General features: G+C 56.3%; 21 protein-coding genes. 7 read left to right on the forward strand and 14 right to left on the reverse strand.

The genetic code is table 11. From position 1 onward, the window contains the following. Positions 1-361 precede the first annotated feature (361 nt). Entirely contained in the window at positions 362-1,570 is a 1,209-nt protein-coding gene (locus ACA065_RS09295; protein ID WP_497694250.1) for an ammonium transporter, read from the forward strand. Here ACA065_RS09295 and ACA065_RS09300 read toward each other — a convergent pair. Next, the gene (locus tag ACA065_RS09300; protein WP_497694251.1) at positions 1,557-3,275 is read right to left on the reverse strand and encodes a cation:proton antiporter; all 1,719 of its coding nucleotides are present in this window, start codon (positions 3,273-3,275) and stop codon (positions 1,557-1,559) included. The two genes, ACA065_RS09295 and ACA065_RS09300, sit on opposite strands and share 14 nt — an antisense overlap. A 152-nt stretch (positions 3,276-3,427) precedes the next feature. Here ACA065_RS09300 and ACA065_RS09305 point away from each other — a divergent pair, with 152 nt between their 5' ends. Further along, complete coding sequence (locus tag ACA065_RS09305; RefSeq protein ID WP_497694252.1) at positions 3,428-3,664, forward strand: glutaredoxin family protein; 237 nt, start codon at positions 3,428-3,430, stop codon at positions 3,662-3,664. 102 nt (positions 3,665-3,766) lie between these two features. Here the strand turns inward: ACA065_RS09305 and ACA065_RS09310 are convergent, their stop codons facing one another. The 9 genes from ACA065_RS09310 to ACA065_RS09350 all read right to left on the reverse strand — a co-directional run bounded on the left by ACA065_RS09310 (position 3,767) and on the right by ACA065_RS09350 (position 15,776). Next, the gene (locus ACA065_RS09310) at positions 3,767-5,014 is read right to left on the reverse strand and encodes an MFS transporter (RefSeq protein ID WP_497694253.1); all 1,248 of its coding nucleotides are present in this window, start codon (positions 5,012-5,014) and stop codon (positions 3,767-3,769) included. Further along, positions 5,007-6,230 (reverse strand): ATP-grasp domain-containing protein, encoded by a 1,224-nt coding sequence (locus ACA065_RS09315; RefSeq protein ID WP_497695320.1) that lies wholly within the window; start codon positions 6,228-6,230, stop codon positions 5,007-5,009. Before ACA065_RS09315 ends, ACA065_RS09310 begins: the two co-directional genes overlap by 8 nt. Positions 6,231-6,302: 72 nt before the next feature. Next, complete coding sequence (locus ACA065_RS09320) at positions 6,303-9,287, reverse strand: non-ribosomal peptide synthetase (RefSeq protein ID WP_497694254.1); 2,985 nt, start codon at positions 9,285-9,287, stop codon at positions 6,303-6,305. Positions 9,288-9,426: 139 nt separating this feature from the next. Then, positions 9,427-10,698 (reverse strand): ATP-grasp domain-containing protein, encoded by a 1,272-nt coding sequence (locus ACA065_RS09325; protein WP_497694255.1) that lies wholly within the window; start codon positions 10,696-10,698, stop codon positions 9,427-9,429. A gap of 45 nt (positions 10,699-10,743) precedes the next feature. Then, positions 10,744-12,066 carry a diaminopimelate decarboxylase gene (gene lysA / locus ACA065_RS09330; protein ID WP_497694256.1) on the reverse strand — a complete coding sequence of 441 codons (1,323 nt, stop codon included), beginning with the start codon at positions 12,064-12,066 and terminating at the stop codon, positions 10,744-10,746. 23 nt (positions 12,067-12,089) lie between these two features. Continuing rightward, positions 12,090-12,752, reverse strand: a complete 663-nt coding sequence (gene cysC / locus ACA065_RS09335; protein ID WP_497694257.1) for an adenylyl-sulfate kinase — start codon at positions 12,750-12,752, stop codon at positions 12,090-12,092. An 8-nt stretch (positions 12,753-12,760) separates the two neighbouring features. Continuing rightward, complete coding sequence (locus ACA065_RS09340) at positions 12,761-13,498, reverse strand: sulfotransferase-like domain-containing protein (RefSeq protein ID WP_497694258.1); 738 nt, start codon at positions 13,496-13,498, stop codon at positions 12,761-12,763. A gap of 79 nt (positions 13,499-13,577) precedes the next feature. After that, positions 13,578-14,741, reverse strand: a complete 1,164-nt coding sequence (locus tag ACA065_RS09345; RefSeq protein ID WP_497694259.1) for an argininosuccinate synthase domain-containing protein — start codon at positions 14,739-14,741, stop codon at positions 13,578-13,580. 51 nt (positions 14,742-14,792) lie between these two features. After that, positions 14,793-15,776 carry an aldo/keto reductase gene (locus ACA065_RS09350; RefSeq protein ID WP_497694260.1) on the reverse strand — a complete coding sequence of 328 codons (984 nt, stop codon included), beginning with the start codon at positions 15,774-15,776 and terminating at the stop codon, positions 14,793-14,795. Between the two features lie 192 nt (positions 15,777-15,968). Here ACA065_RS09350 and ACA065_RS09355 point away from each other — a divergent pair, with 192 nt between their 5' ends. The 3 genes from ACA065_RS09355 to ACA065_RS09365 all read left to right on the forward strand — a co-directional run bounded on the left by ACA065_RS09355 (position 15,969) and on the right by ACA065_RS09365 (position 18,319). Beyond that, positions 15,969-16,880: a LysR family transcriptional regulator gene (locus ACA065_RS09355; protein ID WP_497694261.1), complete on the forward strand. Its 912-nt coding sequence runs from the start codon at positions 15,969-15,971 to the stop codon at positions 16,878-16,880. Positions 16,881-17,020: 140 nt separating this feature from the next. Then, on the forward strand, positions 17,021-17,356 hold the full coding sequence (locus tag ACA065_RS09360; protein WP_010565034.1) for a hypothetical protein: 336 nt from the start codon (positions 17,021-17,023) through the stop codon (positions 17,354-17,356). Between the two features lie 72 nt (positions 17,357-17,428). Then, entirely contained in the window at positions 17,429-18,319 is an 891-nt protein-coding gene (locus tag ACA065_RS09365) for a pseudouridine synthase (RefSeq protein WP_497694262.1), read from the forward strand. A 55-nt stretch (positions 18,320-18,374) separates the two neighbouring features. Here ACA065_RS09365 and ACA065_RS09370 read toward each other — a convergent pair whose 3' ends face one another. Both ACA065_RS09370 and mobA read right to left on the reverse strand, forming a co-directional pair. Then, a complete protein-coding gene (locus ACA065_RS09370; RefSeq protein WP_017136187.1) occupies positions 18,375-18,596 on the reverse strand; it encodes a YgdI/YgdR family lipoprotein in 222 nt (73 codons plus the stop codon). 79 nt (positions 18,597-18,675) lie between these two features. Next, positions 18,676-19,278, reverse strand: a complete 603-nt coding sequence (mobA, locus tag ACA065_RS09375; protein WP_497694263.1) for a molybdenum cofactor guanylyltransferase MobA — start codon at positions 19,276-19,278, stop codon at positions 18,676-18,678. A 76-nt stretch (positions 19,279-19,354) separates the two neighbouring features. Between mobA and moaB the strand changes: the two genes are divergently transcribed. Then, on the forward strand, positions 19,355-19,894 hold the full coding sequence (gene moaB, locus ACA065_RS09380; protein WP_314567925.1) for a molybdenum cofactor biosynthesis protein B: 540 nt from the start codon (positions 19,355-19,357) through the stop codon (positions 19,892-19,894). A 22-nt stretch (positions 19,895-19,916) separates the two neighbouring features. Beyond that, positions 19,917-21,104, forward strand: coding sequence for a molybdopterin molybdotransferase MoeA (locus ACA065_RS09385; RefSeq protein WP_497695321.1), 1,188 nt, complete (start codon positions 19,917-19,919; stop codon positions 21,102-21,104). 161 nt (positions 21,105-21,265) lie between these two features. Here ACA065_RS09385 and ACA065_RS09390 read toward each other — a convergent pair whose 3' ends face one another. Together ACA065_RS09390 and fliK are read right to left on the reverse strand one after the other, a co-directional pair. Further along, the gene (locus ACA065_RS09390) at positions 21,266-21,595 is read right to left on the reverse strand and encodes an EscU/YscU/HrcU family type III secretion system export apparatus switch protein (RefSeq protein ID WP_053255183.1); all 330 of its coding nucleotides are present in this window, start codon (positions 21,593-21,595) and stop codon (positions 21,266-21,268) included. After that, positions 21,592-23,169, reverse strand: a complete 1,578-nt coding sequence (fliK, locus tag ACA065_RS09395) for a flagellar hook-length control protein FliK (RefSeq protein ID WP_497694264.1) — start codon at positions 23,167-23,169, stop codon at positions 21,592-21,594. The genes ACA065_RS09390 and fliK overlap by 4 nt, the downstream gene beginning before the upstream one ends. Between the last annotated feature and the right edge of the window lie 161 nt (positions 23,170-23,330).

Consider the following 23,330-nt stretch of genomic DNA (forward strand, 5'->3'; position numbering starts at 1 on the left):
TACGTCTGGTTAATTAAATTAGTTCATTAAATTGGTTAATTACATTTTGCTTTCGAGTCACCGGCTTCGGTGAAGGTTCACTGCAATTGTCTGGTACAGCTTTTGCTTTGCCTTGGTGCGCACGCCCTCAGGGCTGCGCTGAATCTGGGCGGTCAGGGCGAATGCCGTTAAAAACCTTACCCTAAATAACTGAAACTCGCGGAAAAACCCTGTCGGCAACGGCCTGTTGTGTTGATCGCTGCGCTAAAGCGGTTCACGCCCTCTGTAGAGGGGCGGGGCCGGCAGTGCCAATTTAGTGCGCGAAACCCTGGCTTGAACCGCTTTGGTGCTTTTTGCCTTTATTACAGGCCTGCCAACCTCCATGGACAACCTGCAAAGTGCAGTGGACACCCTCGTCCACAGCTCCAACACCCTGTTCATCCTGATCGGTGCGGTCATGGTTTTGGCCATGCACGCCGGCTTCGCGTTCCTGGAAGTCGGCACCGTACGCCAGAAAAACCAGGTAAATGCGCTGTCGAAGATCCTCAGCGACTTCGCCATCTCCACCCTGGCCTATTTCTTTATAGGCTATTGGATCTCCTACGGCGTGAGCTTCATGCAACCGGCTGCGGTGATCAGTGCCGATCATGGTTACGGCCTGGTGAAGTTCTTCTTTCTGCTGACGTTTGCGGCAGCGATTCCAGCGATCATTTCCGGGGGGATTGCCGAACGTGCAAAGTTCGCTCCGCAGTTGTGCGCCACGGCGCTGATCGTGGCGTTTATCTACCCGTTTTTCGAAGGCATGGTGTGGAACGGCAATTTCGGCTTGCAAGCCTGGCTGCTCGCGACCTTTGGCGCCAGCTTCCATGACTTTGCCGGTTCCGTGGTGGTGCACGCCATGGGTGGCTGGCTGGCGCTGGCGGCGGTATTGCTGCTGGGGCCGCGCAATGGGCGTTACCGCGAAGGGCGATTGGTGGCGTTCGCGCCGTCGAGTATTCCGTTCCTGGCACTGGGCTCGTGGATCCTGATTGTCGGCTGGTTCGGCTTTAACGTGATGAGCGCCCAAACCCTCAATGGCGTCAGCGGCCTGGTCGCCGTGAACTCGCTGATGGCCATGGTCGGCGGCACCGTTGCCGCCCTGGTGATCGGCCGCAATGACCCAGGCTTCCTGCATAACGGCCCCCTGGCCGGGCTGGTGGCGATCTGCGCCGGTTCCGACCTGATGCACCCGGTGGGCGCGCTGGTCACCGGCGCCGTCGCCGGTGGTGTGTTCGTGTGGTTTTTTATCGCGGCCCAGGACCGCTGGAAAATCGACGACGTGTTGGGCGTGTGGCCGCTGCACGGCCTGTGTGGCGTATGGGGCGGCATCGCGTGCGGTATCTTCGGCCAAACCGCCCTCGGTGGTTTGGGCGGTGTCAGCCTGATCAGCCAATTGATCGGCACTGCGCTGGGTGTGGCGGTGGCGCTGGTCGGTGGCCTGCTGGTATATGGCGTGATCAAGCGCGTGCACGGGCTGCGCCTGAGCCAGGAGCAGGAGTATTACGGCGCGGACTTGTCGATCCACAAAATTGGCGCGGTCAGTCAGGATTGATCGGTTTTCCAGTCTCGGGGTAGACGCCGTGCAGCAGGCGATAATGGCTGTGCCGCACCTCATCGACCCGCGCCTGCACCTGTTGGTCCGGCAGGCCCAGCAGGATCAAGGCGTGGGAGGCGAGCATCAGGCTCGACTCCAACAGCTCAGGCACCACTTCGCTGGCGCCTGCCGCCTTGAGCTCAGCCAACTGGCTGTCATCGCGGGTGCGCACCAGGATGGTGACGTGCGGGTTGATTCTTCTTGCCTCTATCAGGACAGTCAGGGCGACATCGCTGTTATCCACGGCTATCACCACCAACCGCGCGCGTTCCAGGCCGACGGCACTGAGCAGGGCGCCCCGACGGCAGTCGCCGTAATGCACGTTGCGGTCTTCGGTGGCGGCTTCCTTGACGCGTTCGGGGTCGTCATCCAGGGCAATAAACGCCTGTTGTTCGCGGTGTAGAAACCGCCCGATGGACTGCCCGACTCGGCCATAGCCGCAAATCACCGCATGGTCGCGCAACTCGGCATTGAGTGCGGTGATCTCTTCCAACTGCACCTGCTGGTTGGGCTTGCGGTGCAGGCGCAGGGCAACCGCTGGTGCAGCGCGCAACAGCAGCGGGGTCAGCAGCATCGAGCAGAAGGTGGCGGCGAGCAGCAAACCGTTGAATTCGTCCGGGATCAGCCGGCTCTGTTGCATTTGCGCCATCAACGCAAAGCAAAACTCGCCGCCTTGTGCCAGGGCCAGGCCGCTGCGCCAGGCGGTTTCATTGTCGCTGCCGCTCAGCTTGACCAGCGCCGCCACGACGCAGCCTTTGATCAGCATCAGCGCGAGGGTCAGGCCGAGAATCAGCAGGCTATGGCTGACGAACAATTGTAAGTCGATGAGCATGCCGATGCTGACGAAAAACAGCCCCAGCAGAATGTCGCGAAACGGCCGGATGTCCGCTTCGATTTGATGACGGTAGTGGCTTTCCCCCAGCAGCATGCCGGCCAGGAATGCACCAAGGGCAGGGGAGAGCCCCAGCAAATGCGTGAGCCAGGCGGTGAGTAATACGATCACCAGCGCCAACAGCACAAACAGCTCCGCCGAATGGGACGCGGCGACTTCATGGAACAGGCGTGGCAACAACCAGCGGCTGGCAAACAGCAGGCCGACGAACAACAGCACGGTTTTGCCCAGGGTCATCGGCAACGCCCAATACCAAGCCTGTGAGCTGCTGCCGGCAAACACCGGCACCAAGGTGAGCAGCAACACCGCCACCACGTCCTGGAACAGCAACACGCCAATCGCGTTCTGGCCATGGCTGCTGAAGATTTCCCCGAGGCTGCCCAGCTCCTTGCTGACGATGGCCGTGGACGACAGCGCCAAGCCCGCGCCGAGCAACAGCGCGACGCCTGGCGACAGGCCGAAGCCCATCAGCAGGCCGCCTAGCAGCACCGCGCAACCGAGTACCTGCAAACTGCCCAGGCCAAACACCACGCTGCGAAGGGCCAGCATCTTGGTCAGAGAAAACTCCAGCCCCAGGGAAAACAGCAGGAACACCACACCCAGTTCGGCGAGGTCGGGCAGCTCTTCGCTGTCATTTACCCAGTCGAGCGCGGTAGGGCCCACAGCCAGGCCAACGCACAGGTAACCCAGCACGGGCGGCAATTGCAGCCGGCGAAACAGCGCAATCACCACCAGGGATGAGGCCAGAATGATCAGCAGGTTGGCGAACACGAGCAGCTTCCTTGCAGGTTGAGCGGACAAAAAGCCGCGAGAATCGCTGAATCAGTTATACGCCATGGTGATCTGGGTCAGGGGTTGTGGGCTGTTGGCCGTGTTGGGGTGAGCATAGAATAGTGACCTACTTCCGATCAGGTTACTTTGTCATGCCTCCTGAATGTCAGTTGTTCACCACGCTGGGCTGCCATCTGTGTGAGCTCGCCGAAGAAGAAGTCTTGCCGCTCGTCGAACACGGGTTGATGGTCGAGCTGGTCGATATCGCCGACTCCGAAGCCCTGTTCGAGACCTACGGCCTGCGTATTCCGGTGCTTCGGCGCGTGGATACAGGGGCTGAGTTGGGCTGGCCGTTCGACACGGAGCAGGTGGTCTCGTTTCTGCTTTAGAAACAGGCCTAATTACCCACCGATTTTTGGCTACCCCCCGCCAGTGGGAGCTCGAAAAATCGGTGGGCTGTCGAGCGTCAGGCTTTGGTGTTTCGGCATCCCTTAATTAGCGCTGTCGACGTTACCCAATAACACGCGTGTGTCTTTCGATAGGTTTTTCCATAACATCCCCAGCGCTGAGCATAGAATAACCACACTCAATGCCAAATAAATCCAGCGAACAGACATTATATCTCCCAAGTAACCCACGCCGGCGTAGGCGATAAGGCTCACATAGGAGATGAACATCGAAATGGCTGCTTTGACTTTTCCAAAATGAGAGGGCTCTACCCCTATGGCAATAAGGGTGTCTGAATTGACCCGAATCATGACGACGAAAGCGCCTAACAAGAAATAAGCGACCGCCGCTTGAGGCACACTGTTTGCCGTCAAGAAAATAAACAGTAAAAAGGAAATCGCACTTAAGCCGACGACGCCAAACCACTCCGCGCTTATTTTTTTGACAATATAGGTCAGTGAAAAACCTCCACAGATGGCACCCACTCCCCACACGGCGTCAATTAATCCAAACCCTTGGGCGCCCGCTGAAAGCTCTCTGTCGACGAAAATCGGCAGAAGCGTATTGCACACCGAAAGCGTCACATAAATGAACATTTGCTGGATCGCCAGCCCCATAACAAAGCGTGTGCCAATCGCATAGTGAATCGCGTCATAAAACTCTCTGATCGCGCCTGGCGTGACTAACCTGTCGACCCTGTGTTTGATCGCGGGCGTGTGTTTTATCCATAGGGTAAGGAAACCCGAGATGGAAAATGAAATGACGTTAATGACTACCACATATTGCGTGCCGAAAAGCGCAACTAAAAAGCCGCCAATACTGGCGCCAATGAGCAAGCCGATTTGCATGCTCATACTGCTCGACACATTGGCTTCAAGAAGACGCTCCTTCGGGACAATATCGCGTATCAACGCACCGACGGCAGGTTGGAAGAAGTTCTCACACAGCGCGATCAGAAAGGTCGCCAGGTAAATTGATGTGAGCCCCAATACCTCGTAGTACATCGAAACCGCAACGAACATCAAAATGAGCGCGCGCGCAAAATCGGCGACGATGCAAATGGATCGAACATTCCACCGGTCAACCAACACCCCAATCCAGGGTGAAAACAGCAAACCCGGTAGTGAAGAAACGATCAACACCCAACCGACTGCCATTGCGGAGCCAGAGGTTGTGTAGATGTACCAAGAAATGGCAACGAAATACATGCCGCTGCCAATGGCGGTTAATACCGACGCGGCTATGTATTTTCTGAATTCCCGGCCGCCAATGAGCGAGAGCAAGCTAAGCATCAAGGCGCTCCACTTCAACCGTGACCTTGGCTAAGGCTCGCATCACATTATCAATGGCCTGCGGTCCGCTATCCCCGTTCGCAAGAATGTAGCCAGCCCTTTCATCTGAGTTCTGAGGGCGTTTGCAGGTGTCCCCAGCCTTAACCGTGATATCGCACCGGACGACGCCAGGCGATTGATTAGCGGTATCGAGCCCTGAAATACTGGCCACCCGGCCAGTCGGCAACGACAGATACCGAATAGCGGCACCGTTGGTTTTAGTCATTTGAATGTCCGGGAATGCCCCAAACAAGCCTTGAAGCGTAGCGGTAAACATGTCGACGCCGTACGCCAGCTCGGTCATTTCAAAAATGCGGTCGCCACCCGTGCGTGTATGGGATTCAACAATAACGGGCCCGGTGTCCGAAAAGATGACTTCGGTATGGGAGGGGCCATACAGATGACCAATAGAGGTGAGGAAAGATTCGGTTAGGCGTTGGATGGCGTCAATTTTTTCAGGCGCCAGTGCCGAAGGCATACTGTGCCCGGTCTCTACAAAACCAGGATAGCCGGTTGTGATTTTGTCGGTGACGCCTAATACCGTGTGCTGACCGTCCCAGGAAATGGCCTCGACGCTGACTTCTGGGCCCTCGATAAACTTTTCGGCGATGATCCCGATGTCAGGGAAGTCGTATTTAATTAAATCCGTGGTCAAGAAGTCCTGTTTGATCGCGTGATAGGCCGGCACCACTTCATCTTCTGAAAACAGTTTGTGCACCTGTAGACTCCCCGCACCGTTCACCGGCTTGATGATGATGGGCCATCCGCACTGTTGTGCAAAAGCGATCACCTCTTCAGGGCTGCTGACGGTTGCGAATGGAATCGACGGTAGGCCGGTTGCTTTCATGTGCGCACGCATATGCCCTTTGTCACGCGTTAATAAAACCGGGCCAAGGGGATTTCCCAAGATGCCCAGCCGGTCCTGGATCAGCGCTGCGTTCAAGAGGCCAAACTCTTGAAAGGAAACGACCGCGTGAAAGGGCGTGCGCCGATGCAGTGTCTCGACCAGGTCGACAACTACTTTTTCGCCCATGGGAGAGGAAATGATTTGATCCGCGATGAGAAAGTCTTCGAACGTCATATCTTCTTTTTGCTGTACGACGGTCAGATGGAAGCCACACGCCTTGGCCTTTATATAAATTTCAGTCCAGCCACCGATCATAATTAAGCGACGCATCACAGGTCTCTCCTGGAAAATACAGGTAAGTAGTTAAAGCGCGTGTGAACGTTGAAGCCACACGCTCGCGCGTTAGCTCGGCACGCTACTTGGGTTGTTGGGTATCTCGTCCAGTTCGGCTTTGAACAGGCGAATGAACGCATCGAAACTATTCAGGTCCGCCGTGAGTAGATGGGCTTGAGGGATATCCCCTGGCACGCAACTGGACGCTTTGGTGAATGCCACTTTGTCAGCACTCGCTGGCGGTAATATTTGGTGTATCAGCGTTGCTTTGCTTTGACCAAGGTGCGTGAGCATCGACAAAAATTCTGTATAGGAGGCGCAGGCTGTATCACGACCCGTTTTCTGCGCGGTATAGCGCACAATGTCGTCAAATCCGACGTAGCGTTGGCCTACAACATCAATCAATGATGCCCCGCGCCGGAACCGTTCCTGGCTACCCACAAACGTGCACAGCCACTCGGCCAACGCATCCGCCGACAATAGACCGAGGCTGCCGCAGCCCGTAGGTGCAACGCCCATCTGAACGCATTGCTTAAGCAGTAAATGAAAAAGAGACTGGCCATTTGAGTAGCCGGTACTCATTGACGGCAACACATCATCAACACGATAAATCCTGGCATTCAGCCCTTGCTGCTGCGCGGCAACGACGAGGTTGTCTGCCAGGTATTTGGTGTATCCGTACCCGGTAACCCCTAATGCTGCTGCCTCGATGTCCGAGACGATGCCCTCCGGATCTCGGCCAGACGCTGCTGGCAGCTTGGCCGCCAACGATGAAACGTGGTGCAACCGCTTGGCCTTACCTTCGTTACAGAATCGGATGAGCTCCTGGGTTCCGCCCACATTCGCTGAGAACAATTGGGAGGCATGGAACAGGAAGTTGACCGCCGCGCCACAATGGATCACCTCATCAATAGAAGCGCATTGATGTTGCCATTCATCTTGATCCAGCCCCCAACGTGGCAAGGCCAAATCACCTAGCACGACATTAATACGTTGGCGTTGTAATACGCCTGCAGGGAACGCGTTCAGGAACACGTTCTCCAAACGGCATAAAGCACGTTCTTTGGTGCTGCCACGTAGCAGAACGGTCACGTTCAGCTGGGTGGTGGCTAATAAGTGCGCAAGAATATGAATGCCTACAAAACCACTCGAACCGGTCAATAAGAGCGTCGCACTTGTTGTCGCCGTCGGCTGGTGATTAGTGAATGCGACCCTCGCTAAGCTGTCGCTCGGCGTGGCTTCGGCCGTTCGCTCACAGCCGCTGATAAAGTCGGCCAGCCGCGAGGGCGTTGAGTATTGATAAATGGCGGCCATCGGAACGTCGGTTGAAATAGGCTTGCGCAATGTCAGTGATAGATTAGCGGCCGCTAACGAATCTCCACCGCACTCGAAAAAGTCGTCTTCACCCCCGATCTGATTGTTCAGCAGTACGGTGCGATAACACGCAATGATTTTTTCCAGCAGGGTACTGTTGCTACACGGTTGCAGCGTATCGGAATGATGGTTTTTCAAGTCATTGATTATACGTTTACGGTCTACCTTTCCATTGGGTGAAATAGGCAGGGTCTTCAAGTGATGCACTAACTGGGGCATGTGGGTCGCCGGCAGATGCCGCGCCAGTTCGCGCCGTACGTGCTGTAAATCCAATGCGTGTGGCGACACGTAGACCAGCGCCAAACTCGCGTCACCCTGCTGAGTTGGCAAGACAAACGCCAGTGCGTCGTTTACGGCGTCGAACCCGGTCTTGATTGCCGACACTATTTCATTGAGCTCGATACGAACCCCACGCACCTTTACTTGGTCGTCAGCTCTGCCGCCATATTCCAGGCAACCATCAGACCGTATACGGCCAATGTCCCCAGTCAAGTAAACCTTTTCACCAGGCAGGTCTGAAAATGGATTACGTATAAACGATTGTGCGCTCAGCTCCGGAGCATTGAGGTAACCCCCTCCGACGCAAATACCGGCAACAACGATTTCACCAAAGGCGCCATCAGTAACGGGCTTCAACTGGTCGTCAACTATTTTGACATACGTATTATCGATAGGCCGGCCGAGCGGGATCTTGTCCTTGTCGCGATCGCACACCTCATGAAATACCATCCCGATTGATGCCTCGGTGTGACCATAGGTATTGATGACCGTACAACGTGGGAACAAGCGCCTAAACGTGTGCACGGATTCAGAGTCAATCTCTTCTCCGCCGATCAAGACATGCCGCAAGCTGTCTAAGCGTTTTGCAGCAAGGGTTCCATTCTCTAGAGCACGAATTAATAATTTGAAGAGGGTAGGTACGAAATCAGTCATCGTGATTTGATGACGCTCAATTTCGTCTACCAGCGACTCTACATTCCAGTGATCGCGCTGTTTAGGCAATACCGCCACGCCGCCGTTAGTGAGCGGCCACAGCATTTGCCAAATTGAGGAGTCGAATAAGGGCGCGCTGTTCTGAAAGACAGCGTGCCCGCCACCAAAGCGCTTGGTCATATAGGTGAAGCGATTCACAAGTCCAGCATGATAATTCAAGGCGCATTTCGGGCGGCCGGTGGATCCCGATGTAAAAAAACCATAGAGCAGGTCGTCTGAGCAACACGCGGCGTGCGCTTCAGACGTTAAGTCAGTCGTGCTGTCGAGTCTTATTTCAAATAGGTTCAAGCCAGCATTCCTTAAGGCCGGCTGTTCTCCATTCGTTATCACCCATGTTGCCTGGCTGGCCTCGACGACGGCGTGTATTCTATTTTCCGGCCATTTGGCATCTATCGGAATAATGATGGCGTTGGCCATCATCACGGACAACCACGCGATGGGTAACTCAACACCGGTCGGCAACGCACAGAGCACAATGTCTTTGTTGCTCACACCGCTCGCGTGCAAACGCTTTGCGTTGGCGCGTGCAGCGGCTATTAGTTCATTATAAGTAAGGGATTGATCACCGCAGGTGACTGCTGTTTTGCTTCCCTGCATGTGTGCAGCCGTATACACCATCGCCAGTACACTTAGCCTGTCTGGCTGACAGCCACGCAGGGGCGAGTGCTCGCGTTGACCAATAATCATCTAATACTCCTGTAAATAGAAATGTATAAACAATCTAAGTGCTATGTGCTTTCGTCAGAGAATGCTGTAAATGCTCAACCGCCAAGCGAGCGAAGGCTGTGGTACTCGCTCAACTCAGGTGGGCCGAGTGAACCCGGTTTTATACACGCGTGTTCTCATGCACAGAAAACACTTGGTGTTCTCTCTCAAGCCGACGGATCGTTGCGTAATCAGCCTGTAAAACGGCGAGCGCTTCATGACTTAGGTAAACAACGCCAGGAATCGAAAATAAGTCGATGGTGCGTGTAATGGTGTCGCCCTTTTCAGGCAGGTGAAAATGGCAGGCGTAGGAAGAAAGCGAGCGAATATTCTCGAAGCCCGTTGTATCAACGACGACGCCTTCTTGGTCGGAGATCATCGCTACGCACAGGACATGTTTTGATAAAGTGTACTGCTGGCCCAAACGCTGTTTGAACACGTGAGGGTGGCAATAACGTTCGATCGTCAGCGTGATCTGGCTCTCGCCAAGCGCCTCAATAACAGCCTCTTCAAGCATTGCGCCCTGCAGGCGGGCGCCCGTTTCAATCAACACCGGGCCTTCAGCGGTCATCATGATTTCGGAGTGAGCGGGTCCATTGCGCACACCCAGCGCATCAAGCGCTTTTTTCATATAGCTGACTAAAGCCTCCTGCACCTCACCTTCATAGGCCAGCAGCTCTTCGCAATCATAAATATTCGACGCGCCGGCAATCACTTTGCGGCGATCGATCCACATATCGGAAATATAATGCTGCGCGTCGATCGAAATACTATTAATGACGTATTGCGTACCCTTTAAAAGGGTCTGCGCGAGCACATGGTTATTGTGCCCGCCAAAGCGATTGGCCTTGTTATAGATGGATTGAAAAGCACTTTCCAGTTCGGGTCGGTCATTGCAGAAAAAAACACTGTCATTACCGGCACTGGCTAAGGGCTTCAGCACAATTGGCCAGCAGTGGCTTGAGGCCCATTCAGTTAACGTGTGTAAGCTGTCTGTGCGCAGGAAGAAAGGTGTGGCTAACCCCGCCTCTTTAAGCGCACAGGCCATTGCGTATTTATCTCGACGAACACGCGACGTCTCCGTGGAGTTGCCTTCCACGCCGAGTTCGGAGGCTAGCAGATCCGCTAATTCAATGCCGGTTTCGGCGCCGGCTAAAACACAAATGGGTTGGCTGGCGTTCAACCACCGATTGATTTCAGCCAGGCATTCGGCCAAACCGTTAAAGACCACATTGGCGATAAAGTCGCCGGGCCGAAAATCGTTGATATAAAAATCAATGATGGGCGAGGCGCTTTGGACGTGCAGGACCGCGACGCCCTCTGAATGAAACTTAGAGGCCAGTTTCGCGCCAGTGGAATACGCATCGACGATTACTGCAATTTTTTTAGTCATTGTCACATTCCAGTCTATTTAGAGAGCCGCCGCAGTGAGTCAGCGTTAAGCGTTGTCCAAGCCACATAATTCGTGAGCCACTAAATCTTCGTGAGTCTCACGCACCCGTACTAATTTGGCATGGGTTCCCTCAACCAATACTTCGGGTGGGCGGCCACGGGAGTTGTATTGACTGGCCATGCTCATGCCATAGGCGCCACATGAAAAAATCGCCAACACACTGCCATTGCCAAACACCGGTAAGGGTCGACCTAATGCAAAGTGATCGCCGGTCTCACAAATAGGTCCGACAATATCGGTCTCTTCGAGGTGAGTGACGTGGGACTGCTGCGCGCTCTGCGTTAAGGCAGTCCAATGGCCAGAAAAATTGTCAAAATGGGTCGGCCAAATAACATGGTTAGCGCCATACAGGGTAGGGCGCAGCAGTACGTTCATGCCCGCATCCACAATTGCAATCTTGCGATCCCAGCCTTGTTTGATGTATTCGACGGTGGTTAGCAAAATACCGGCATTTGCGCTGATCGAACGACCCGGTTCAATGATGAAATGGACACCGCGCTGTTTCAGTCCTTGTAGACGCTGGCAAATAAGTGCTCCCGTTTCAGTTAATGAGCCAACGGGATTGCTTTCGATGCCGTACTGCGCTGGAAAACCTCCGCCAATGTTGACAAATTCGATCGCGCAATCAACCGCCTCAAGTCGGTTGATCATGTCCTCAATTTTATCGATGGCAGACAAATAGGTCTGAGCCGATGGAATCGGCGACCCCAGGTGAATATGGATCCCAACGACATCGACGCTGGCGTAACGCTTTGGCTCGAAGAGTTCATAGGCGCGGTCAATCGGTATGCCAAATTTTGTCTGGCGCCCGCCTGTGGAGGTTTTCTCATGGGTGCCAGCATCAGCCACATCCGGATTGATACGAATGGCCACTTTTATACGCTTACCGGCCGTCGTAGCGACCTCATCCAGCCGCAGCAGCTCGCCTTCAGACTCCACATTAAAAAGGAAAACGCCAGCTTCAACAGCGTAGCGAATTTCTTCATGTGACTTGCCGACCCCGGCAAATACAATCTTGTCCGCAGTGACTCCCGCCATCAGTGCCCGGTAAAGTTCACCGCCACTGACCACATCCAGCCCCGATCCTTGATCGACCAAGAGCTTAAGGATGCTGAGATTACTGCAGCTTTTAACTGAGAAACAAATCAACGGCGAGAGGGCGGAAAAAGCATCTTTCAGCACGGCGTAGTGATTTTTCAGGGTCTGTGCTGAATAGACATACACGGGGCTTCCATGCTGTTCGACTATCTGACGAACATCGAGCTGCTCCACATGTAAATGACCGTCGATAAAATTAAAATGGTCCATCTTGCTTCCTCCAATTGATGACGTTAACTGCGCGCACTGACACGCTCGCGGGGTAAGCAGTCATCCGTTGACTCCAATAACAGCCGACCCGTGCTGTACAAATAGTTGACAATCTTCTCTGCGCAAGCGATTGCGGTTTGAGTGTCAGTATTGATGATGAGCTCTGGGTGTACCGGTGGTTCGTACGGAGAATCAATGCCGGTAAACTCGGCGACCTGTTTCTCCCTGGCCTTTTTATAGAGCCCTTTTGGATCGCGTGCCTCGCACACATCAAAAGAGGCATTGATATAAATTTCCACGTAATCACTGTCGCCAATCAGCGTTCTTACCAGGGAACGGTCATGTCGAAATGGAGAAATAAACGCGGTCAATACGATTAAGCCCGCGTCGGCCAGCAGCTTGCTGACTTCACCCACCCGTCGAATGTTTTCACTTCGCCCTTGGTGGCTGAAGTCCAGATCACGGCATAGCCCATGACGTACGTTGTCCCCGTCCAACACGTAAGTCATGTAACCTTTCTGGAATAACAGCGACTCTACAAGACCGGCCACGGTGCTCTTGCCAGCCCCACTCAAGCCGGTAAACCAAAGCACACAAGGTTTTTGTTTCAATCGAGCGCTGCGCATAGAGTGTTCCACGGGAAATAATTGCCACGTCAGGTCGCAGGACACATCAGTTATAGGCATTTCGTTCTTCACCTTAGATCGCCAAGGTTCTTATTGAGTACAGCCTCCCTTTCACGCTTCAAATACTCATAATACGGCATGTTTTCTACGTAGAATTCATGCAGTACCGGGTGGTTGTCGACACGCGTGCTGTATTGCTTTTTGATCGGCGCAATGCGCGTGCTGTTTGCTGCATCCACATGCCAATGCTGAGTTCGCTCCCACACCTCCAAGTGTCCGCTCTGCCACTGGAGAGCAGAGGGTATGTGTTGCAAGTCAGCGTCGCGGCAAAAATTCGAGATGGCAGACTCTGGGCTCAGGATCATGTCATCCGCATCAACGAACAAGGGCGAATGTATCGACTCAGCCTTCACGGCATCATAGAGTTCAGCTAAGTGTTGGTAGCCGACCTCATTACACGTGAGGCCTGGGTTGATGTGAAAGTGTGAGTTAATCACCTTTTCCGGATTGCGCAACATGAACACATGTTGCGCTTCACGCATATAACGCGTCCCCGTCAATAGGTGACGATAGTCAAACTCACAGGTGTCTTTGATAAACACAGCACGCTGCGCGCGCACTGCCTGTACGTAGTTGAACATCTGCGCTGAGTTGTTCAATGTCTGAGTTGAATGATCCGTCTGTGGGTGGTTGTAGACACCACGCGCCGACAGATCGCACAGAGGCTCATGCAAGATAGTGAAGTCACCACGCGCAGCGATCACACGTACAAACGCGGTGGACAGCGAGCGCGGAGGGGCCCACATAACAATTAGTCTGTGCTGCATAGTTAACCTTTATTTCAAGAATACGTGCAGGATGCCAGGACAGTCAGCCCCTCATGACTTAAACGGATTCAGTGATCCACTTTTGCCCGCCATGAGCGAAACGGAATTGCTGTGCGGTAAAGCGCGACTTGGAATATTCGCGTACGCGGTCAACCATGTAGTTGCCTTTATAAGCGATCATGTCGACGGTGCCATTCGCCTGTTCAGTCAATGCGGCTACGTTGGCCAATGCGGCTTGCGTGGCGGGGTCATACAAACGACCTGCATACGATTGACGCGCGATAAAGGGTGACAAAAACCGCAGGACCTCCCATGAGTCCTTGTCGACCGTTGCTTGCAGTAGATGTTTCGCTGCGATGCCGAGCATATCCAGGCCCGGAGATTCGTATAGGCCACGGCCTTTAGTGCCGTTCATTCGGTTTTCCAATACGTTCTTCAAGACCACCCCATTGCGACCTGCGATCCTGTTGGCTTCAGCGATCGCCTGGTAGTGACTCACGGGCTGACCATTAATCTCAACGGGAATACCTTGCTTAAAGGTGATGCTGCAAGTCTCTGGTACATCAGGTGCATCCATGACTTTGACGCCCATAATGGGGCTTATCATGTCGGGTGAATTGGAGAGCACCTCCACTTCGCGATTCTCATGCGACACACCGCCGACGTTGGCATCAACGGAGTGATGGGCTTTAGTACGCATCATGGTTTCGTCGGCGTCGGCAACAAAGTCGCCCATGTCTACGCGGGTTCGAAAGCGATCGGACGTGCTTGAATCTTCCCAAGGAGAAAAGGGCGTGATTTCCGGCGCGAACATTTTCAAATAGTAATTGAAGCGGAATTCATCGTTGCCGCCATGCACGGCGCCATGGGCCAATACACTGCACTGCCGGGTGCGCAATGCATTAACCAGGCCTTTAACGGTTACGGCTCTGGCAATGCCAGTCGTGTTCCAGTAGCCACCGTCGTAGTGCGCCTGGGCACGCACAGCGTGGAGAAAGCTAAGCGCAATGTCTTCCTTCAAATCAATTACATTAACGGCCTGCATCAATTCAATGTTGTCTGCACAAAACTCGTGTGCTTCATCACCCGGTTGACCAATGTCGACAATGAACTGTTCGGCGTCGACCTGTTCCTCTTTCAAACGCTGCGCAATGAATAAGCTGACCAGACCGCCGGATGCACAGATGCCAACTTTCTTGCCTTTCAAGTCCGAGAATTTCACGCGATAGTCCTTTATAGAGTTTTTGTTCTTAACGGTTTCGATTGACGCCTGTTACTGCGACCACGCCGTCGGCTCACGGTCCCATCTGTGCCGTCTTAGCAGCGCCATTAACGTCTGCTCTATCTTTCCCTTTTCAGAACACGCTACGTTCGCTTCCACGTGTGGGATAGAGCGCATGCCAGGAATAGTCGTTGCGACGTTATCGTTGGAAAGAATGAACCTCAGCGCAACTTCCGATAGCGGGGTATCGGTGGGAAGAGCCCGTCTCAGAGACTCGACCCGCGCCACCGTCGCTGCCAGGTTTTCTGGCACGAAATAGCTGCTTCTCCAATCACCCGCAGGCCACGTGGAATCGATCGTTAAATTCCCGGTCAGGGAGCCTTCGTCGAAGGGCACCCTGGCGATGACGGCGATGTCCAGTTCGCGGCACAACGGAAGTAATTCATCTTCAGGCGCTTGATCAAAGACGTTATAAATCACCTGTACCGCGTCGATCATGCCTGTTTTCAGTGTTTCAACTACGTTGGTGGGTTCCCAGCGATTGACACTGATGCCGATGCCACGAATCAAGCCTTGCCGTTTGAGGTCATCCACCACGCGCATCCAGGACTCATCATTAGCCCACGCATCTTCCCAGACATGAAATTGCAGCAAGTCCAGGGACGCCAGGCCGAGTGACTGCAAACTGTTCTCGACATATTCTTCAATATGGTCGGGCGGGAAGATTTGGTCTAAACGGTCACCCCGGTGAGAGGGCCACTCTCGGTTCTTCGGCGGAACTTTAGTGGCTACATATAAGGTTTTGCCAGGGTGGTTTCGCAGTGCTTCGCCAAGCATTTTTTCGCTGTGGCCACGGCCATAAATCCACGCCGTATCGAAAAAGTTGCAGCCTAGTTGAATCGAATGTTCCAACGCCGCCAGGCCGCTGACATCGGATGAACCCGTCCAGCCTCCCTCACCACCCGCGACGCCCCACATGCCATATCCAACTTCAGAAACATTCCATTCCAGTCGTCCAAATCGCCGGTATTTCATCGCCCGCTCGCTATAGAGTTATTTTATTCAGGACGCGATAAGCGCACTCATGTAGCGATCACCCTGATCACTAATGTCTCGAGTACTTGGAAAGTATGCGCAGCAAAAAAACAAAGTAAAAATATCAATTTAGTGGCTAGCTATTCATTTCTGATATGATCTGGCGTGTTCAATTCACCGCGAGATTGGCTCATGAATTTCAGTTTTCGCCATGTGGAAGTATTCTGGGCGGTAATGACCACAGGCAGTGCTACAGCTGCTGCTGCACTTCTGCATACCTCGCAGCCCACCATCAGCCGAGAGCTCAGCCGGTTCGAAACGCTGACTCAGTTGACGTTGTTCAAGCGCGCGGGCGCGAAGTTGATTCCGACCGAGCATGGGCTGATGTTGTTCGATGAAGTTCAACGCAGCTATGTGGGGTTGGCCCGTGTGAAAAATGCCGTCGAGGCCATCAGGCATTTTCGGCAAGGGCAAATTTCGTTGACGTGTATACCGGCTTTCTCGAATGCCCTGTTACCGCAGGTCTGCCAGGATTTCTGCAGTAAATTTCCGGGCGTGAGCATTAATATCACGCCCCAGGAATCGCCTGCCCTCGAGGAGTCGCTGACGGCGCAGCGTTATCACCTGGGGCTGACTGAAACCCTGGAAACACCCCCGGGCACCTACATCGAAACACTCTTAAACCTCGACGTGGTGTGTGTCTTACCGTCTGATCATGCATTGAATGCGAAAACAGTCCTCACGCCACAAGACTTCGAGGGGCAAAATTTTGTTTACCTTGCAGCGGATGATCCCTACAGAATAAAAACCGACGCTATCTTCCATCAGTCAGGCATTGAAAGACGACTGGTGGTCGAGACACATAACGCGAGCGCCGTGTGCGCGACCGTCAATCTGGGGGTGGGCGTTGCCATTGTGAATCCGCTCACAGCCCTCGACTATGTCGGGCGAGGTTTGCAGATCCGTCGCTTTTCCCATTCGATTTCTTACTGTGTGAGTGTCGTACGCCCGTTGCACCGCCCCGAATCGTCTACCGTGGAGCACTTTGTTGATGTCCTTCGAAGCAATTGCCAGCAGATAAGCACTCGGTTAGGCAATCTCTGAAAAAGCCCTTCCTGCCGGTGACACGCTCACCCGACACACAGCGCCCGAGTCCCGGTGAAACGGATGTGCGTCACTGATGGCGAGTTTGCGAATATTACGTTACTGTATGCCTGTACAGTGATTGAGTAGAGGGAACGCCCGTGGTGAATGTTGAACAACTGAAAAGCAGCGTCAATCGCATGTCCGCCGATGTGGTGCGCGACGCGGTGAACGAGCTGCGCCTGGATGGCCTGGTCACGGAAGGCAAGACGCCCTTTAATAAAGTGCATTTCAACACCTGCTTTGCGGAAATCGAGGCATTGTTCCAGCGCGCCGGTTACCACAAGCAGTTGGATGTGGTGGGTTACCAGGGGTTGTTGTACGCGCTTTACGATCCTGGCCGCTGGGAAGCGGTGGACGTGCTGCGCTGGCTCAAGGAATTCACCGAAGCCGCCAGCGCCTCGCCGATCCTGCGCGCCGAATTGGCCAAGGCCTGAGATCCGCCCTAGGCTCCATCCCGCTCCATGCGGGATAATGCCCGCCTGATTCTCCAGGCTTCGAGCATTGTCATGTCATCTTCCGGTTTTTCCGCATCCCAGCATCAAGCCAGCACGTTGTATTTGCCACCTGGCCCTTGGGCGACGGTGCTGGAGTGCCTGTGCGAGCACTTTGCGGCGATCAGCCGTGAACAGTGGCTGGACCGCATCGCCCGTGGCCGAGTGCTGGACGTTAACGGCGCGCCAATCAGCCTGGACCTGGCCTACAAAGAAGGCCTGTGCATTTACTACTTTCGCGAAGTGCCGAATGAAAAGGTGATCCCGGCGCTGGAAACCATCCTGTACGCCGACGAACACCTGGTAGTGGCCGACAAACCGCACTTTCTGCCGGTGACGCCAGCCGGTGAGTATGTCGAGCAGACCTTGTTGCGCCGCCTGATTCGTCGCCTGGATAACCCCTCGCTGGTGCCGTTGCACCGCATTGACCGACACACCGCAGGGCTGGTGCTGTTCTCGGCCAACCCGCAAAGCCGTTCGGCGTATCAACAGCTGTTTCCCACGCGGCGCATCGAAAAATTCTACGAAGCTATCGCCCCCGCCTTACCGAACCTGACCTTCCCGAGGGTGCACAAAAGCCGTCTGGTGGATGGCGAACCGTTCTTTCGCATGCAGGAAGGGCCCGGTGCCAGCAATACCGAAACCGCGGTGGAAGTGCGCGAAAAAAATGGCGACTTATGGCGCTACGGCCTGTTCCCCGTGACCGGCAAAAAGCACCAACTGCGGGTGCACATGACGGCGCTTGGGGCGAGTATCTGCAATGACCCGTTCTACCCCGACGTGATCAAGGATGCCGAGGACGACTACGCCAACCCGCTCAAACTGCTGGCCCAAGGCGTGAGTTTTATCGACCCGGTCACCGGTGAACAGCGCGATTTCCGTAGCCAGATCACCCTCGATTGGTGACCCTCGGAAACGACAAGGCCCGCACGAGGCGGGCCTTGTTGGCAAGCGCTAAGACTTACAGATCTTTAACGGTGCGAACCTGATCTTTGTTGATGCGGGTTTGCTTACCGTCAAGTTGTTCGAACTCATAGAAGCCCGAAGCCTTGTCGTATTTAGGGGTGTCGACGGCCTGGATTTCGCGACCGTCATTCAGGGTGATCACTGTAGGCGAGGCGCAACCGGCGAGAGTGGCGAGGCCCAGTGCAAGCATGAGAGCGGCGATGGTCCGTTGAGTCATGAGTTTGTCTCCGAGAGAATTCTTTTAAATGGCTGACCTTGTGACGCGCACGGCGTCGACAAAGTTCCTTGTGCGAGGTTCATTCTGACACGCCAGAGGCCGGGTGCAACAGCTCAGGTGTATTCAGGTTGGCCAGGCGCGGGTCTTCAGCCTGGCATTCCAGCCCCACGCCACCCAGTTGCAACAGGATCTTGCGCGGGCTGCGCTCACCGGCGTGCCAGGCCCGTTCTACCTCGGTTTGCAGGTGAGTCGGGATGATGCAGATCAAGGGTTCCCAGAACTCGCCATGGCGCACCATCACGGGCAGCTGCGGGTTGCGGCGAGCTGTCTCACGCAAGTCGGTGAGCAATCCCACGTCGATGTTTGGCACGTCGCACGGCAGTATCAGCAAGTGCCCATGACGCGCGGCGGCCAATCCGGCGCGGATGCCGGCCAGCGGGCCGGGGAAGTCCGGGCTGTTGTCACTCACCAACTGGTCGGCATAGGGCGCATAGAGGTCGTGGTTGCGGTTGCACGAGATAATCAGATCATCTGTCAGCGGCCGGGTCAGGCGCTGCAAGTGTGCAATCAATGGCTGGCCGTGCCAGGGCAGCAGGCCTTTGTCCTGGCCGCCCATGCGGTGGCCACGGCCACCGGCCAGCAGCAGAATCGAACAGGGCAGGGGCGAAGAATCGAAAGACATGGTGGTTCCGCTGCGGCAGGTAAATAGGGCCCTGTGATATAACATCGGGCTGTTCCTTCGACAACCGGACCGAGCCATGAACGCCAAGGCTGATGCGCCCTTCGTACCCCTGAATATCGCTGTACTGACCGTCAGCGACACCCGCACCCTGGACACCGACACCTCCGGCCAGGTCTTCGTCGACCGCCTGACTGCCGCGGGCCACAACCTGGCCGAGCGCGTGCTGCTCAAGGACGACCTCTACAAAATTCGCGCCCAAGTCGCGCATTGGATCGCCGAAGACGTGGTGCAAGTGGTGCTGATCACTGGCGGCACCGGTTTCACCGGCCGCGACAGCACACCCGAAGCGGTGAGCTGCCTGCTCGACAAGCAAGTCGACGGCTTTGGCGAACTGTTCCGTCAGATTTCCGTGGCCGACATCGGCACCTCCACCGTGCAGTCGCGTGCCCTGGCCGGCCTGGCCAACGGCACGCTGGTGTGCTGCCTGCCGGGCTCCACCAATGCGGTGCGCACTGGCTGGGATGGCATCCTCGCCGAGCAACTGGATAACCGCCACCGCCCGTGCAACTTCGTCCCCCACTTGAAGCAGGCCGAACCCTGCGAATCCCGTGGGTAAGCCCGGCAAGGGCGGCGCCTTGATGCCGGTGGAAGACGCATTGCGCCAACTGCTGGACATGGCCGAAGCCGCGCCGATCCGTGAGCCGCACGTGCTGCCCCTGGCCGACTGCGACGGCCGCGTGCTGGCGCAGGATTTAGTCTCCACCCTCGACCTGCCGCCCTGGCCAAACAGTGCCATGGACGGTTACGCCCTGCGCCTTGCGGACTGGACGGGCGAGCCCTTGCCCGTCAGCCAGCGCATCTTCGCAGGCCAGGCGCCGCAGCCGCTGGCGGCCGGCACCTGCGCGCGCATCTTTACCGGCGCACCGGTGCCTGAAGGCGCCGATTGCGTAGAGATGCAGGAAAACGCCGTGGCCCACGCCGACGAACGCGTGAGCTTCACCGAGCCGTTGCAGCGGGGCCAGAACATCCGCCCCCAAGGCCAGGAAACCACGGTCGGCGAGTTGGTCTTGAACGCCGGTACCCGCCTGGGCCCGATTGAGCTGGGCCTGGCCGCGTCTCTGGGCCACGACCGCCTGAGTGTGGTGCGCCGCGTGCGCGTGGCCGTGCTGTCCACCGGCGACGAGTTGATCGAACCCGGCTTGCCCCTGGGCCCGGGGCAGATCTACAACAGTAACCGCCGTGTGCTGTGCAGTTGGCTTGTGCGCATGGGCTGTGAAGTGATCGATGCCGGGATTCTGCCGGATGACCTGGAAAAAACCCGCAAGCGCCTGGCAGACTTGGGCAGTGTCGACCTGATTCTGTCGACCGGTGGTGTGTCGGTGGGCGAGGCGGACTTCCTCGGCATCGCCCTGCGCGAAGAGGGCGAGTTGGCCCTGTGGAAGCTGGCGATCAAGCCGGGTAAACCGCTGACTTTTGGCCACTTCCGCGGCGTGCCGGTGATCGGCCTGCCCGGCAACCCGGCCTCAACCCTGGTGACGTTTGCGCTGCTGGCGCGGCCCTATCTGCTGCGCCGCCAAGGTGTGCAAGACGTCGAACCGTTGCGCGTCGAAGTGCCGGTGGGGTTCGTGTGGCCCAAGCCGGGCAACCGCCGCGAGTACCTGCGCGGGCGGATCGAGCAGGGCCGGGCGATCATCTACCGCAACCAGAGCTCTGGCGTGCTACGCAGCGCGGCGTGGGCAGAAGGGTTTGTGGAGGTGCTGGAAGGGACGACGTTGGCTATCGGGGACAAAGTCAATTTCATTCCCCTGAGCGAAGTGCTGAACTAAACACAGATAAAAAATGTGTAGATCGTTCCCACGCTCTGCGTGGGAATGCATCTTGTGACGCTCCGCGTCACCATTGCGCAGGGCTTGAATCTTACGTCGGCATCGGGACGCAGAGCTTCCCCGGCGGCATTCCCACGCAGAGCGTGGGAACGATCATCCCGTCAGTAATCATCCCCACGCTCAGTCACATCCCGCTCCACCGGCTCGGCATTCGGGTCATACCCCACCGGGAACTTGCCCTTCAGCGTCCATGCAAACGCAATAATCTCCGCCACTGTGCGGTACAACTCCTCCGGAATGCTGTCGCCCAATTCCATGCGCGCCAGCAGCTTCACCAGCTCGGCATTTTCGTAGATCGGCACCTCATTTTCCCGCGCCAACTTCAAGATGGCTTCAGCCAGGGCATCGTCGCCCTTGGCGGTCAGGGTCGGCGCTTGCTGGCCGTCGTACTTGAGGGCAATCGCCTGGCGCGGTGGGGTTGGGTTTTTCATGCGGTTTCATCCACCCAGCGTTGTTCCAGCCCGGTTCTTGGCCCACGAGGTGGGGTGCCGAGGTGGCAATCGAGGTCGCCGACGTTGAGGCCCGAGGTCACCAGGCGCTCGCGCAAGCTGCTCAAATGGCTTTCGATCAAGCTGGCGGTAAAGGGCCGAGTCGCCCACAGCTGGCTGGACAGTTTGCCCTGCGTCAGTTGCGCCTGAACCTGCAACGGCCCCAAGGGCTCCATGTCGAAGGCCAGCTCGACGCGCCAGAGCATCTGCTTGGGGTCTTTTATGTCTTTGCGTTCGGGCTGGTCTTTGTCCGGCGCCGGTTCTTCGCGCTGGAACTTGACCTGCAACGGCACGATGTCCTGCAAGGTGCGCATGGGGATTTCCAGCTGCCAGGTGGTCTGCAGGCGGCCATCGGCGGTGGTGCCGGTTTGCTCCAGGCTCGACAGCTGATGGCTCTGCAGGCGCGAAATCGCCCCGGCAGCCAGGCGCAGCAGGTTTTCCAGGTCGCCTTCGCCTTCCAGTTTCGCCATCAGCCGCTCGGGCAGCGGGAAGCCGGCGGGTGTTTGCCGGGCGCTGACCTGGCCGAGCGTGTTCAGCGGGCTGCGCACGAAATTGGGCAACACCTGGGCCAGGGTATTGGCGGCGAGAATCGCATTGAGGTTGGTGGCGGACGGCAGCGCCGGCAGCAAGTCGGCGACCAGGCGCAGCAGCGCGCCTTTCATGTCCAACGGCGGTATCTGCGGGTTTTGCCCGGCCAGCAGTTTGGCTTCAAGGAACGCGCCGCTGTTTTGTACCAGTTGCGCCAATACCTTGGGGTTGCTGACTTGGGCCAGGTCGGGCAGCGCCGCCAGTAAACGCGCAGCCGCAGCGCGCAGGTCGGTGGACGTGCTGTCGTCCGTGGGCAAGTTTTGCAGCGCGGTGAAGACCACGTCCAACGAGCCTTGGCGACTTTGCTGGGTGGAGAGCTGTTGCGCGACCGCCAATTGATCCTTGAGCCCGCTCAGCGGCACGAAATTCAAGGTCTGTGCGTTCTGCACCACGGCGCTGAGCAAGCTGCCGACCCGCAGCGGCTGCGGGCTCTCCAGCGTCAGTGTGGTGCCGGCCAGGGCGTTGTTGAGCACGGTCACCAGCGAGCGATAGATCGCCGGTTGCGCAGTGCCTTGGGGCAGCATCTGCGTGGTCAGCACCTTGGCCTGCAGCAGCGTGCCCTCCGGCATTTGCGTGGTGTCGATGCGGGTGAGCGCGGCCACATTGGCGCTCAAGGCTTGCTGCAAGGAAATGGTCAGGTTGCCGGTGGGCGTCTGGCTCACCGCCACATTGCTGCCCAGCGGCAAAGGCTGGGCGCTGCTGGCCTGCACCAAGGTCTGGCGGCCACCTTCGAGGGTCAACTTGAGCAACAGCTGAAAGGCATCGCCGCCTTGTTTAAGTGCAATCACCTCGGCGTTGACGGTTTTTCCAGGGTCGATCAGGCCGGTCTGCGGCTCCAGCAGCTTAAGCAGCTCACCGGTCGGCGGCAGCGGGGCAGGGCTGGTCACCGGGGCAGGCGGCAGCGTAGGAAGGTTGATCTCACCGGTCATCGTGCGCGTCGTCTCTGGGGAAATTGCCCTCTTTAGAGTAGGGCATCGCATGTATAATGCCGCCCGTCTGCAAAGAGAGCGGTAAAAACCTCACAACTATTTGATCCAGCTCTCTAAAATCGGTCGCCAAAGCCGTTATTGTGCTTTTCTCTATAACGGCT

Source organism: Pseudomonas sp. LBUM1640, assembly GCF_059716225.1.